This is a genomic window from Cupriavidus sp. H19C3, from assembly GCF_049393815.1.
In the GTDB taxonomy this organism is placed as follows: Bacteria; Pseudomonadota; Gammaproteobacteria; order Burkholderiales; family Burkholderiaceae; genus Cupriavidus.
In genome coordinates this window covers 442,528-456,558 of record NZ_CP184985.1, presented here as the reverse complement: position 1 = coordinate 456,558, position 14,031 = coordinate 442,528, and the positions used below count along the sequence as shown (strand labels likewise).

Here is a 14,031-nt window from a genome sequence, read left to right as displayed (position 1 = left end):
TGAGCGCACGCAGCGCGCCGAAAACCCTTAGCGCTGCATCGATTCCCACACCTTCTGCAGGCGTTTGGCCGACATCGGCACCGGGGTTCGCAACTCCTGTGCAAAAAGCGCCACACGCAACTCTTCGAGCATCCAGCGGAATTCGTCCAGGCGCGCATCGGCGGCGCCGCGGCCCTGGGTGCGCAATTGCTTCTCCGCGCGTTGCCACTGCTGGATCAGCGGCGCCATTTCCTGCATGCGCTGGCTGTCGCGCGCCGGTTCGCCCTTGAGCTTGTCCACCCGCATCGCCATGCCCTTGAGATAGCGCGGATAGTGCACGAGCTGCGCGTACGGCGTATCGACCACGAACGACTTGTGCATCAGCCGTGCAAGCTGGGCCTCCAGGTCCTGATACGCGCCGCCGAACGGTTTCGCCTGCAGCAGCTTGCGCGGCAGCCCGGCAAATTCGGCCAGGATGCTGCCCGCCAGCCGCGCGATCTCCTGCGCCAGCAGCGACAGCCGCGCGCGCCCTTCTTCCTTGCGCGCAGTAAACTCAGCCTCGTTGCGTGGCAGCGGCGCCTGCAGGCAGGCACGCTCCAGCGCCACCAGCACGATCTGCTCGCGCAACTGCTCCTGCGTGCCGAGGGTCATGAACTGCATGGCCATCTGCTGCAGGTTGGGGATGTTCTTCTCGATGAACCTGACCTGCTCGCGCAGTTGCAGCGCAAACAGCCGGCGCAGGCCGGCGTGATGGATGCGCGCCGCTTCCTGCGGATCGTCGAATACTTCCACGTCGCAATGATCGCCATGGTCGACCAGCGCCGGATAGCCGAACAGCGTCTGGTTGCCCTTGCGGATCTCCAGCAGCTCGGGCAGTTCGCCGAACGACCACGCGGTCAGGTTCTCGTACTGGCCCGCCTCCGCCGCCGGCACATCGCGCGCCGCCAGGTTCTGGAACGACTGCTGGGCCTGGCCGCCGAACTCCGCGCGCAATTGCGCGAGGTTGCGGCCCATATCGAGCTGGCGGCCGTGTTCGTCGATGACCTTGAAGTTCATCGCATGGTGCGCGGGCAGCGTCTCCAGCTTGAAGTCGGCGCGCCGGATCATGGTGCCGGTCTGCTCGCGGACATCGGCAATCAGCACGTCGAGCAGGTCGCCCTCGCCAAACGGCTGGCGCGCGACAAACCCGGCCGCATAGTCGGGCAACGGCACGCAATGCCGGCGCAGCTTCTGCGGCAGCGACTTCAGCAGCAGGTGCACCTTCTCCTTGATCATGCCCGGCACCAGCCATTCGGCGCGCTCGGGCCGCACCTGGTTCAGCGCGTACAGCGGCACCGTCAGCGTCACGCCGTCGCGGTGGCTGCCGGGCTCGAAATGGTAGGTCAGCCCCATGTCCACGCCGGCCACCGGCATGGTCTTGGGGAACAGGTCGGTGGTGATGCCGGCCGCCTCGTGCCGCATCAGCTCGTCGCGGTTCAGGTAGAGCAGCTTGCGGTCCCGGGCCGACTCCTTCTGGTACCACTGCTCGAACGAGACCTGGTTGTGGATGTCGGCGGGCAGCGCGCGGTCGTAGAACGCATGGATCAGTTCGTCGTCGACCAGCACGTCCTGCCGGCGCGACTTGTGCTCCAGGTTCTCGATCTCGCGCACGAGCCGCTGGTTGTGGGCGTAGAACGGCAGACGCGTGTCGAACTCCCCTTCCACCAGCGCGCGCCGGATAAACAGTTCGCGCGCCTCGGCCGGATTCATCGGCCCGTAGTGGATGCGCCGGTGCTGGTAGACCACCAGGCCGTACAGCGTGGCGCGCTCGAGCGCGAGCACCTGGCCCGCCTTCTTTTCCCAGTGTGGATCGCTCCAGCTCACCTTGAGCAGGTGGCTGCCGACCTGCTCGAGCCATTCGGGTTCGATGCGCGCGAGCGTACGCGCGAACAGCCGGCTGGTCTCCACCAGTTCCGCGGCCATGATCCACCGTCCGACCTTGCGCGCGATCAGCGAGCCCGGCCACAGGTGGAACTTGATACCGCGCGCGCCCAGGTATTCGCGGCCCTTGCCGTCGGCTTCGTCGAGCTTGCAGCCGACGTTGCCGAGCAGGCCCGTCAGCAGGGCCTTGTGCACCTGCTCGTAGGTGGGCTCGCTCTCGTTCAGGCGCCAGCCCTGCTCCGTCACCGTGGTCAGCAGCTGCGAATGCACGTCGCGCCATTCACGCAGGCGCAGGTGCGAGAGGAAGTGTGCGCGGCACTGGTCCTGCAGCTGGCGGTTGCTCTTCTTGTGCGCGACCGCGTCCTCGAACCATTTCCACAGCCGGACCCAGCCCAGGAATTCGGACTTCTCGTCCATGAACTTGCGATGGGCCTGGTCGGCGGCTTCCTGCGCCTCCTGCGGGCGGTCGCGCGGATCCTGCACCGACAGCGCGCTGGCGATGACCAGCACCTCGCGCAGACAATGCTGCTCGCGCGCGGCCAGGATCATGCGGGCCACACGCGGATCGAGCGGCAGCTTGGCAAGCTGGCGGCCGATGCCGGTGAGCTGATTGGCCTCGTCCACCGCACCGAGTTCCTGCAGCAGCTGGTAGCCATCGGCAATCGCGCGCCCGAGCGGCGGCTCGATGAACGGGAACGACTCGATATCGGTCAGCCGCAGCGCCTTCATGCGCAGGATGACCGCCGCCAGCGACGAGCGCAGGATTTCCGGGTCGGTGAAGCGCGGCCGCCCGGCGAAGTCGGACTCCTCGTAGAGCCGGATGCAGACGCCGTCGGCCACGCGGCCGCAGCGGCCCGCGCGCTGGTTGGCGGCGGCCTGCGAGATCGGCTCGATCTGCAGCTGCTCCACCTTGTTGCGGTACGAGTAGCGCTTGACGCGCGCCAGGCCCGTATCCACCACATAACGGATGCCCGGCACCGTCAGCGAGGTCTCGGCCACGTTGGTGGCCAGCACGATCCGGCGCGCGCCGGACGGCTTGAACACGCGCTCCTGCTCCTGCACCGACAGCCGTGCGAACAGCGGCAGGATCTCGGTGTGGGGCGGATGATGCTTGCGCAGCGCCTCGGCCGCCTCGCGGATCTCGCGCTCGCCGGGCAGGAACACCAGCACGTCGCCCGGGCCCAGGCGGCACAGTTCGTCCACGGCGTCGACGATGCCGTCGTAGAGATCGCGCTCCCTGGCCTGCGCGGGCGCAGCCTTCGGCGCGCCCTTCGACGTCTCGGCCGGCCCGTCGTTGCGGATCGGGCGGTAGCGCACCTCGACCGGATAGAGCCGGCCGCTCACCTCGATCACCGGGGCGGGCTTGCCGTCCCGCGCGAAATGCTCGGCAAAGCGCCTGGCGTCGATGGTCGCCGAGGTAATGATCACCTTGAGGTCCGGCCGCCGGGGCAGGATCTGGCGCAGGTAGCCGATCAGGAAGTCGATGTTGAGGCTGCGTTCATGCGCCTCGTCGATGATGATGGTGTCGTACGCGCGCAGCAGCGGGTCGTTCTGCGTCTCCGCCAGCAGGATACCGTCCGTCATCAGCTTGACCGAGGCGCCGGGCGACATGGTGTCGTTGAAGCGCACCTGGTAGCCGACGTGCTCGCCGGCGGGCGAGCCGAGTTCCTGCGCGATGCGCTTGGCGGTGGAGGTGGCGGCGATGCGGCGTGGCTGCGTGTGGCCGATCAGGCCGCCGTTGCGCGCGCCCTCGGCTTCGTCCACGCGCAGCGGGCCGCGCCCGATCGACAGGCAGATCTTGGGCAGCTGGGTGGTCTTGCCCGAGCCGGTCTCGCCGGCCACGATCACGACCTGGTTGGCCAGCAACGCCGCCGCGATCTCGTCGCGGCGCGCGGAAACCGGCAATGCCTCGGGGAACGTGATGGGCGGCAGCGCATTGGCGCGCCGGGCCGGACGATCGGGGCGCGCGGGACGGTTGCCGCGCTCGGGGCGCTCGGGGCGCGCGGGGCGATCCGGACGCGCGGGACGGGACGGTTTGCCGGATGGTTTCCCGGTCGGGTTGCCGGTCGGGTTGCCGGTCGGAGTACCAGCCGGCTTGCCATCGACTGGCGGCGCCTTGGCGGAACGTGGTGCGGGACGTTGTGCTGACATTGGCCGGGATTATAATCCGCCGCATGAACGCACGAACCGACACGCCTCCGGAGCCCGCCGAACCCCCGGCTGCGCCCTCCGACCCGACACCCGCCACGCCCGCAGCGCCCCCCGCCGCGCCCGCCATCCCCATTTCCTCAGCCGCGGCCAGCGTCGCACTGGAAGCCGGCGCGGAATTCGGTGGCCCCGACCACCAGCAGTTCGTCGACTGGCTGCGTGCGGTCGCCCCGTATATCCACGCGTTCCGCGGCAAGACCTTCGTGATCGCCTTCAGCGGCGAACTGGTCAAGGCCGGCGTGCTCAACGCGCTGGTCAACGACGTGGCGTTGCTCCATGCCATGGGCATGCAGATCGTGCTCGTGTTCGGCTCGCGCCCGCAGGTCGAGGAACAGCTTGCGCTGCGCCATGTGGAGTCGCACTTCGCCGAAGGCGTGCGCATCACCGACAATGCCGCGCTCGAATGCGCGAAGGAAGCGGCCGGCGAACTGCGGCTCGATATCGAGGCCGCGTTCAGCCAGGGCCTGCCCAATACGCCGATGGCCGGCGCGCAGCTCTCGGTGGTGTCCGGCAACTTCGTCACGGCGCGGCCGATCGGCATCGTCAACGGCGTGGACTACCAGCACACTGGCCTGGTGCGCAAGGTCGATAACGACTCCATGCGCATGTCGCTGTCGCACGGCAAGGTGGTGCTGCTCTCCCCGCTCGGCTTCTCGCCGACCGGGCAGGCCTTCAACCTGTCGATGGAAGACGTGGCCAGCGCCACCGCCAGCGCGCTCAAGGCGGACAAGCTGATCTTCATCACCGAGGTGCCGGGCGTGCCCGATCCGGTCGGCAAGCTGATGAAGGAAATGTCGCTGCGGACCGCCGCCGAGCGGCTGCAGAACAACCACCTGCCGCCGGACGTGGCCTACTACCTGCAGCACCTGGTCAAGGCGCTCAAGGGCGGCGTGCCACGCGCCCACCTGATTCCGTTCGCGATGGACGGCTCGATGCTGCTCGAACTGTTCCTGCACGACGGTGTGGGCACGATGATTTCCGATACCGACCTGGAAAGCCTGCGCGAGGCCACCCTCGACGACGTGGGCGGCATCCTCCAGCTGATCGCGCCGCTCGAGGCGGATGGCACGCTGGTGCCGCGCGGCCGTCACCTGATCGAGCGCGATATCGGCAACTTCTCGGTGATCGAACACGATGGCGTGCTGTTCGGCTGTGCGGCGCTCTACGAATTCCCGCGCGAGAACATGGGCGAAATGGCCTGCCTGACGGTGTCGCAGGAAGCCCAGGGCACTGGCGACGGCGAGCGGTTGCTCAAGCGCATCGAGCGGCGTGCCCGCACGCTCGGGCTGGAACGGCTCTTCGTGCTCACCACGCGTACCGAGCACTGGTTCCTCAAGCGCGGCTTTGTACACGCGACCGTCGACGACCTGCCCGAGGACAAGCGCAAGCTCTACAACTGGCAGCGCAAGTCCATGGTGCTGATGAAGAAACTGTAAGGCGGGCAGGGACAAGGCCGGTCTGCGCCAGCCTTGGCTACAATAGCGCCACGCGAAAATGGCGCCACACCAAAACAGGAGTCCCACATGGCCCGCATGGTCCACTGCATCAAGCTGAACAAGGAAGCCGAAGGCCTCGACTTCCCGCCGCTGCCGGGCGAACTCGGCAAGAAGATCTGGCAGAGCGTGTCGAAGGAGGCCTGGGCTGGCTGGCTCAAGCATCAGACCATGCTGATCAACGAGAACCGTCTCAACATGGCGGATACGCGCGCGCGCCAGTACCTGCTCAAGCAGACCGAGAAGTATTTCTTTGGTGACGGCGCCGACCAGGCCGCCGGCTACGTGCCGCCGCCGTCGGCTTGACGCGCGTCGCGCGTTGCCGCATGCAGGGTGCCCATGGGCACCCTTTTTTATTGCACGCAACGCGTGTGCAGGCGCGCATTCAAACGCCCGCCCGTTGACGCCCGTCAATACCGGGACGTATCGCGCTTCTTACGCTCGCCTCTGGTTGCCACGGGAAGGAGCGCAAGCCATGACGTTGCCGCAACGGGTACTGCAACGGGTACTGCAGCGGGTATTGCAGCGGATGTCGCATCCGGTGTTGCGGCAGATATCGTCCCCCGCATCGCCAGGCATGCCGCAAGACCGGTCGCAGCCGGGCGCCGCGGTGCTGCCCCCTCACGCGCCGCCCGCGCCACTCGCGCCACAGCGTCGGCGCCGCTGCCGTTATGTGCCGCCATCCCGGGTGGCCGGCCTGCTGCTGGCGGGCGCTCTCGCGGGTGGGCTGGCCGGCGGCGCCCGGGCGGCCACCACCTACTCCGGCATCGCCGCGTTCGGCGGTACGATCTCGGTCATCGTCGACGCGCCCGCCGCCGGCAAGCTGACCCTGCGCTTCGACGAATCGCCATATGGCCTCACCGGCAGCGCGATCTCGACCTATACGCTGGCCAGCGGCCTGTACACCGCACGACAATTCGAATCGGATCCGGTCCATCCGTTGCCGGAATCGATGAGGCAGCGCCTGGCACGGCTGCAGTTAACGTTCCGCACCGCCGGCGACACGCTGACCGGCGATATCGCGCGGCTGCGCAACCCGGGCACCCGCACGCCCGCACAGCTGGCAGGACCGATCCACGCCTCGAGCCGCCGCACGCTGCCGGACTTGTCCGCCCTCGCGGGCCGCTACAGCTTTCTCCGCCACGGCGGCACCTATACCAGCTACACCGGCCGACTGCGCCAGGGCACCCAGGTGGCACAGGCCGGGCAGATCCTGATCGACGCGGCCGGCAACCTGCACGCCTGCCCCGGTCAGACCTATCGCGACGGCTGCGCCGGCATGATTGCCGCCCGCCTGACGCCGGCCGACCAGACGCGCTGGCCGGGCGCGTTCGATGTATTGCCCGTGGCGGGCGACGCTGCCGATGCCGATGCGCAACAGCCGGAGCAACCGCCTGGAAAGCTATTCGTCGCGGCACGCACCGACGGCGGCTGGACGCTCTTGCGCGGCGACAGCATTCCCAACGTCTCCAGTGTCCGGGTGGAGACCTGGATCATGCGCCCAAGCCAGGAACTCGCCGGGGCCGCGATACACGGGCCATGGCGCTGCCGGCATGCCAGCGTGCCGCCGACCGAGGCCGGTGTGGGACGTTTGTGGAATGGCCGCCTGAGCACGGATGTGATCACCGTCGTCGATGGCCGGATCAGCAGCCGCGCTTCCGGCTACGAAACCTCGCTAGTGCGCAATCACGCCGGCGAGCCGTTTATTGGCGCGGGGCGGCCGGCCGCTGCGAGCCCGGCCGCGGATCCGGACGCGGAAGGCAGAGTGGGCGGCCCGGTCGACGGTATCGCGTGGGCGCAGTGGAAGATCCTGTTCGTGCCCAGGGGCTGGCCGGCCACGCGTGATCACGCCATCCTGCCCCTGGACGACAACTCGCTGGCCTACCTGCTGCAACCGGACGAAGTGTCGCCGTTTATCACATTCGGCACGTGCCAGCGTCACGACCCCCGCGCGCAAGAAGCGCGGCGCGGCCGCAAGGAGGCTCAGTAGTCGGTGCGGCGCACGCCATCCTGCGTGCCCAGCAGCAGCACGTCGGCGCCGCGCAGCGCAAACAGGCCCACCGTCACCACGCCGGGGTACTGGTTGATCTGCTGTTCGAGTGCCTTGGGACTGGTGATGCGCAGGCCGGTCACGTCGAGGATGACGTTGCCGTTGTCGGTCTTGTAGATACCGCCTTCCTTGGTCATGCGCAGGCGCGGCTGGCCGCCCAGCGCGGCCAGCTTGCGGGCTACGGCGGCGCGTGCCATTGGGATCACCTCGACCGGCAGCGGAAACGCGCCCATCACCTCCACCAGCTTGCTGCCGTCGGCGATGCAGACAAAGCGGCCAGCCACCGAGGCGACGATCTTCTCGCGCGTCAGCGCGCCGCCACCGCCTTTGATCATGGCGCCGGAGGCATCGATCTCGTCGGCACCGTCCACGTAGACCGGAATCTCGTCGACTTCATTGAGGTCCAGCACCTGAAAGCCGTGCTGTTGCAGGCGGCGCGTGGATGCCTCCGAACTGGACACCGCGCCCGAGAAGCGCTCCTTGAACGCGGCCACGGCATCGATGAACAGATTGGCCGTGGAGCCGGTACCGACGCCGAGCACCGCACCCGCGGGCACATGCTCCTTCACATATTCGGCGGCGGCCTGTGCCACCTGGGCCTTGAGTTCGTCCTGAGTCATGTCTGCTGCCACTTGCATTGGGGGAAAGCGCGTAGTGTAGCGGATCGGGACGCTTCCACTGCCGGCCAGGTGCCGCGCAACGGTACAATGGTCCGCTCTCCCTTCCGCTCCATCGCGTACGATCATGAACCAGCTAGAACAACTGAAGCAATACACGACGGTGGTGGCCGACACCGGCGACTTCCAGCTGATGAAGCAGTACCAGCCGCAGGACGCGACCACCAATCCCTCGCTGATTCTCAAGGCCGTGCAGAAGCCCGAGTACCGGCCGCTGCTGGAAGCCGCCGTGCGCGACCACGCCGCCAGCGGCAAGGACGCCGTGATCGACCAGTTGCTGATCGCGTTCGGCCTCGAAATCCTGGCCATCGTGCCGGGCCGCGTCTCGACCGAGGTCGATGCACGCCTGAGCTTCGATACGCAGGCCACGGTCGACAAGGCGCGCCACCTGATCACGCTGTACGAGCAGCGTGGCATCGCGCGCGAACGCGTGCTGATCAAGATCGCATCCACATGGGAAGGCATCCGCGCGGCCGAGATCCTGCAGCGCGACGGCATCCGCTGCAACATGACGCTGCTGTTCTCGCTGGTCCAGGCCGTGGCCTGCGCGGAAGCCGGCGCACAGCTGATCTCGCCGTTTGTCGGTCGCATTCTCGACTGGTACAAGAAACAGGCCGGCGACAAGTGGGACGCCGTGGCCAACGGCGGCGACAACGATCCCGGCGTGCGTTCGGTGCGCCAGATCTACGACTACTACAAGAAGTTCGGCTATGCCACCGAAGTCATGGGCGCAAGCTTCCGCGGCACGGGCCAGATCCTCGCGCTGTCCGGCTGCGACCTGCTGACCATCAGCCCCGAGCTGCTCGAGCAGCTCGCCGCCAGCACGGGCGAAGTCCCGCGCAAGCTGTCGGTGGACCAGGCCCAGGCCGGCAATATCGCGCGCGTGGCTGCCGATGAGGCCGCGTTCCGCTGGCAGCTCAACGAAGACGCCATGGCCACCGAAAAGCTCGCGGAAGGCATCCGCCAGTTCGCCGCGGACGCGGTCAAGCTGGAAGGACTGATCGCGGAGTTGTCTGCCAGCACGGCAAGCTGAGTGCTTCCACCGGGCCCGTACTCGCCGCGTGCTGGCCGGCACGCGGCGGGCGGCATCCCGGCGGACCCGCCCGGTACGGCTACTCGGCGCGGCAACTCGGTGCTACCACGCAGTGCGGCGACACCCTGCTCCCTGCGACAACTCAGTGCGACAGGGACCAAAGCATCGGCAGGCATGATCCTGCCGGTGCGGCCAGCACCAGATCCGCGGTGGCATCGAGCGCCGAGGGCTGCGGATTGACCACGATCACGCGCGCGCCCTGCGCCTTCGCCACGCCCGGCAGCGCTGCCGCCGGATAGACCAGTCCCGAGGTGCCTACCACCAGGCAGAGGTCGCAGTGATCGGCCGCATATTCCGCGCGATAGCGCGCGACGCGCGGCAGATCCTCGCCAAACCACACCACCCCCGGCCGCATCATCGCGCCGCACAGGCTGCAACGCGGCGGCTCGCCCGGTACCGGCGCGGCCGTATCGCAGCGCCCGCAACCATCGAGCCATTTGTTGGCAAACAGGTTGCCGTGCAGTTCCACCACATGTGTGCTGCCGGCCTGCTGGTGCAGGCCGTCGATATTCTGCGTCACGAGCGTCACCGCCTTCTGCGCGGCCAGCGCCACCAGCGCGTGGTGGGCAGGATTCGGCCGCGTGGCGGCCACCAGCGCGCGCCGGTGCTGGTACCACTGCCAGACCAGCGTCGGCTGGCGGCGGAAGGCCGCTTCGGTAGCCAGTTCTTCCGGATCGAAGCGCGCCCACAAGCCAGTCAGCGCATCGCGGAAGGTCGGCACGCCCGACTCGGCCGAGATGCCGGCGCCGGTCAGGACGAAAATGCGCTCCGCCTCGGCAATCCAGGCGCGGGCCTGTGCCAGGTCGGACGGGGGGATGGCGATGGCGTCGGTGGGCGCGTCCGCGTGCATTACCGGCTGCGCCGCTGGCGCACCGCCTCGTAGAGGCAGACCCCGCTGGCCACGGAGACGTTGAGGCTCTCCACGCCGCCGGCCATCGGAATGCCGACCAGTTCGTCGCAGGTCTCGCGCGTCAGGCGGCGCATGCCCTCGCCTTCCGCACCCATCACGAGTGCCATCGGGCCCTTGAGGTCGACGTCGTAGAGCGACTTGTCGGTGCCATCGGCGGTACCGACCACCCAGATGCCGCGCTCCTGCAGTTCGCGCAAGGTGCGCGCGAGGTTGGTCACGGTGATATAGGGCACGGTCTCGGCGGCGCCACTGGCAACCTTGGCCACGGTGGCATTGAGGCCGACGCTGCGGTCCTTGGGCGCGATCACCGCATGCGCGCCGGCCCCGTCGGCCACGCGCAGGCAGGCGCCCAGGTTATGCGGATCGGTGACGCCATCGAGCACCAGCAGCAGCGGCGTGCCTTCGATACCGTCGAGCAGTTCATCGAGCGTCAGCGCGAGCGAGACCTCTTCGGCGCGCGCCACCACGCCCTGGTGCCGGTCGGTGCCGGCCATGCCGCGCAGCCGGTCGGCATCGACCGGATGCAGGCGCACGCCAAGGCCTTCAGCCAGGCGTACGAAGTCCTGCATGCGCCGGTCACGGCGCGAGGCTTCGATATAGACATCGGATACGCCCTTCGCGTCCTGGCGAAGGCGTGCGGTGACGGCGTGAAAGCCGATCAGGAGTTTGTGTTTGGCCATGGGCGCGATTGTACTCGCCTGCCAGAGGCGCAGCCTGCCGGCAGTCCGCCGCCAGCCCCGCAGGAGCAGACGACGATGGCACGGCGGTCGCCGCGCCACCGTCCTCGGCAGCGCGGCGACCGCCTGCGGCACGCTAGTGCTTGCGGCCCGAGCGCGTGCCCTTGGTTGCGCCCTTGGCCGCACCCTTGGTCGGGCCCTTGGCGGCGGTCTTGTGCGACTTCGCCCCGGTCTTGCGAGCCTGCTCGAGATGCGCGGGCTTGGGCTTGGCCGCGCGTTTGGCCGGCTTGCCGCGCGCGGGCGGGTGTGCCCCGCCGCCGTGCGTGCCACCATGGGTCTTCACGGGCGGCTTCAGCGGCGTGATGACGGCCTCGAATACCGGCTGCTCCTCGATGACGCGATCGAGCGTCTCGTCGAACGACTCCTCCGGCTTGGACGTCCCGCCCAGCAGCGCCGCCAGCTGGCGACCCTTCTTGCGCGCGGGCACCGCATGCGCGGCCGGCACGCGCGGTTGCGCCTCCGGTCCCGCGGCACGCGCGCGCAGCGTCTTGGCCGATGGCTCCTGCACCAGACGGAAGTCGATCTTGCGGGCATCGAGGTCGACGCGCGACACCTGTACCCGCACACGATCGGTCAACCGGTAACGAATGCCGGTGCGCTCGCCGCGCAGCTCGTTGCGCGCCTCGTCGAACTGGAAGTAGTCGCTGCCCAGTTCCGTCACATGCACCAGGCCCTCGACATACAACTCGTCAAGCTGCACGAAGATGCCGAACGACGTCACCGCGCTCACGGTGCCGGCAAAATCGCTGCCGAGCTTGTCGCGCATGAAGTAGCACTTGAGCCAGGCCTCCACGTCGCGCGAGGCTTCGTCGGCGCGGCGCTCGTTGGCCGAGCAGTGCAGGCCCAGTTCGTCCCAGATGGCCTCGTTGCGGCGCGCGCGCGCGGCGGTAGCCTCGGCGCGCTGCTCGGCGTCCTTGGCCTGCATGCGGCGCGCCTTGGGCGAGATCGCCGTATTGAGCTCAGTGCCGTGCGCAAAGGCCGGCTGGTATTTGGTGTGCGCCAGCACCGCCTTGATCGCGCGGTGCACCAGCAGGTCCGGATACCGGCGGATCGGGCTCGTGAAGTGCGCGTAGGCCTCGTACGCCAGGCCGAAGTGGCCGATATTGTCGGGACTGTAGACCGCCTGCTGCATCGAGCGCAGCAGCATCGTCTGCAGCATCGGTGCATCGGGACGCGACTTGATCTTGTCCATGACCTCGGCATAGTCCGACGCCTGCGGCTTGTCGCCGCCGCCCAGCGACAGCCCCGCGGTCTTGAGGAATTCGCGCAGGTTCTTGAGCTTCTCCTCGCCCGGGCCCGCGTGGATGCGGTACAGCGTCGGATGCTTGAAGCGCTCCAGGAAGTCCGCCGCACAGACGTTGGCGGTCAGCATGCACTCCTCGATCAGCCGGTGCGCGTCGTTGCGCGTGCGCGGCAGGATCTGCTCGATCTTGCCCTGCGCATTGCAGACGATATAGGTCTCGGTGGTATCGAAGTCGATCGCACCCCGCGCGCGGCGCGCCTTCAGCAAGACCTGGAACAGCTCGTACAGGTTCTGCAGGTGCGGCACCAGTTCGGCGCGCTTGTGCGCTTCCGGACCCTTGGTATTCGACAGCACGGCCCAGACCTCGTTGTAGGTCAGGCGCGCCGCCGAATGCATGACGGCCGGGTAGAACTGGTAGGCCTTGAGCTCGCCCTTGGCCGTGACCACCGCATCGCACACCATGCACAGGCGGTCGACCTGCGGATTGAGCGAGCATAAGCCGTTGGACAGCTTCTCCGGCAGCATCGGAATCACGCGCCGCGGGAAATACACCGAGGTGGCGCGGTCGAGCGCGTCCGCATCGAGCGGCGTGCCCGGCCGCACATAGTGCGACACGTCGGCAATCGCGACGATCAGGCGCCAGCCCTTGGTACGGCCGATCTTGACCGGCTCGCAGTACACCGCGTCGTCGAAGTCGCGCGCGTCCTCGCCGTCGATGGTCACCAGCGGCACATCGCGCAGGTCGATGCGATGGTCGAGATCCTGCTCGCGCACCGCATCGGGCAGCGCCTGCGCTTCCTTGGCGGCGGCCGGCGAGAACGCATGCGGCACGCCGTACTTGCGCACCGCGATCTCGATCTCCATGCCCGGATCGTCGATGTCGCCAAGCACCTCGACCACGCGTCCCACGGGCTGCACGTAGCGGTCCGGGTATTCGATCAGTTCTACACTGACCACCTGCCCCACGCGCGCCTTGCCCTGTGCCTTGGGCGGGATCAGGATGTCCTGGCCGATGCGTTTGTCCTCGGGCGCCACCACCAGCACGCCGTTCTCGGACAGCAGCCGGCCGATGACATACCGGTTGGCCCGTTCGATGATCTCGACGATCTGCCCTTCCGGACGGCCACGGCGGTCGTAGCCCATCACGCGCACCTGCGCGCGGTCGTTATGCATGGCCTTCTGCAGCTCGCGTTCCGGCAGGAAGATATCGTCCTCGCCATCGTCGCGGATCAGGAAGCCAAAGCCGTCGCGATGGCCCTGCACGCGGCCGACCACGAAGTTGGGTTGATGGGCCAGCTCGTAGCGGCCCTTGCGGTTCAGTTCGATCTGACCGTCGCGCTCCATCGCGGCAAGCCGCTTCTGAAAGCCGTCGTGTTCCTTGCGCGTAACGGCAAGGGCCTTGGCGATATCGCCAGCCGACAGCGGTGACCCCGAAGTTCTGAGCACGCCGAGGATCTCTTCCCGGCTAGGGATCGGATAGTTGTTCTGATTCAATTTTTGGAAACTATTTGACAAACGTTTTATGGCCGCTATAATGGCGCCTTCGGTTGTTTCGACACCTGCCCAGGTGGCGGAATTGGTAGACGCACTAGGTTCAGGTCCTAGCGGTGGCAACACTGTGGAGGTTCGAGTCCTCTCCTGGGCACCAAATTCCCGGATTGTCTTGTGCAATATTGCTTCGCGCAATTACCGCACATCCGATCCGGACCATCGAGAAACCC

9 protein-coding genes and 1 tRNA gene are annotated in these 14,031 nt (G+C 67.7%); 5 read left to right on the top strand and 5 right to left on the bottom strand.

The features are described from left to right. Window positions 1–27: 27 nt before the first annotated feature. Entirely contained in the window at window positions 28–4,050 is a 4,023-nt protein-coding gene (gene hrpA, locus DFLDMN_RS02115) for an ATP-dependent RNA helicase HrpA (protein WP_423196883.1), read from the bottom strand. A gap of 23 nt (window positions 4,051–4,073) precedes the next feature. Here hrpA and argA point away from each other — a divergent pair, with 23 nt between their 5' ends. From argA to DFLDMN_RS02100, 3 genes are all read left to right on the top strand, one after another. Next, complete coding sequence (gene argA / locus DFLDMN_RS02110) at window positions 4,074–5,543, top strand: amino-acid N-acetyltransferase (protein ID WP_423196882.1); 1,470 nt, start codon at window positions 4,074–4,076, stop codon at window positions 5,541–5,543. An 87-nt stretch (window positions 5,544–5,630) separates the two neighbouring features. Next, the gene (locus tag DFLDMN_RS02105; protein ID WP_423196881.1) at window positions 5,631–5,906 is read left to right on the top strand and encodes an oxidative damage protection protein; all 276 of its coding nucleotides are present in this window, start codon (window positions 5,631–5,633) and stop codon (window positions 5,904–5,906) included. 169 nt (window positions 5,907–6,075) lie between these two features. Continuing rightward, window positions 6,076–7,590, top strand: a complete 1,515-nt coding sequence (locus DFLDMN_RS02100; RefSeq protein ID WP_423196880.1) for a hypothetical protein — start codon at window positions 6,076–6,078, stop codon at window positions 7,588–7,590. On the opposite strand, the gene rpiA is transcribed toward DFLDMN_RS02100, so the two are convergent. Then, window positions 7,584–8,270 (bottom strand): ribose-5-phosphate isomerase A, encoded by a 687-nt coding sequence (gene rpiA, locus DFLDMN_RS02095; RefSeq protein ID WP_423196879.1) that lies wholly within the window; start codon window positions 8,268–8,270, stop codon window positions 7,584–7,586. The two genes, DFLDMN_RS02100 and rpiA, sit on opposite strands and share 7 nt — an antisense overlap. A 124-nt stretch (window positions 8,271–8,394) precedes the next feature. Here rpiA and tal point away from each other — a divergent pair, with 124 nt between their 5' ends. After that, window positions 8,395–9,360, top strand: coding sequence for a transaldolase (gene tal / locus DFLDMN_RS02090; RefSeq protein WP_423196878.1), 966 nt, complete (start codon window positions 8,395–8,397; stop codon window positions 9,358–9,360). A 142-nt stretch (window positions 9,361–9,502) separates the two neighbouring features. Here tal and DFLDMN_RS02085 read toward each other — a convergent pair whose 3' ends face one another. The 3 genes from DFLDMN_RS02085 to rnr form a co-directional block, all read right to left on the bottom strand. Then, complete coding sequence (locus DFLDMN_RS02085) at window positions 9,503–10,270, bottom strand: SIR2 family NAD-dependent protein deacylase (protein ID WP_423196877.1); 768 nt, start codon at window positions 10,268–10,270, stop codon at window positions 9,503–9,505. Further along, complete coding sequence (gene rlmB, locus DFLDMN_RS02080; protein ID WP_423196876.1) at window positions 10,270–11,010, bottom strand: 23S rRNA (guanosine(2251)-2'-O)-methyltransferase RlmB; 741 nt, start codon at window positions 11,008–11,010, stop codon at window positions 10,270–10,272. Before rlmB ends, DFLDMN_RS02085 begins: the two co-directional genes overlap by 1 nt. Window positions 11,011–11,143: 133 nt before the next feature. Further along, on the bottom strand, window positions 11,144–13,804 hold the full coding sequence (rnr, locus tag DFLDMN_RS02075; RefSeq protein ID WP_423196875.1) for a ribonuclease R: 2,661 nt from the start codon (window positions 13,802–13,804) through the stop codon (window positions 11,144–11,146). Between the two features lie 67 nt (window positions 13,805–13,871). On the opposite strand from rnr, the gene DFLDMN_RS02070 reads away from it, so the two are divergent. Continuing rightward, a tRNA-Leu gene (locus DFLDMN_RS02070) sits at window positions 13,872–13,958 on the top strand. Window positions 13,959–14,031 lie beyond the last annotated feature (73 nt).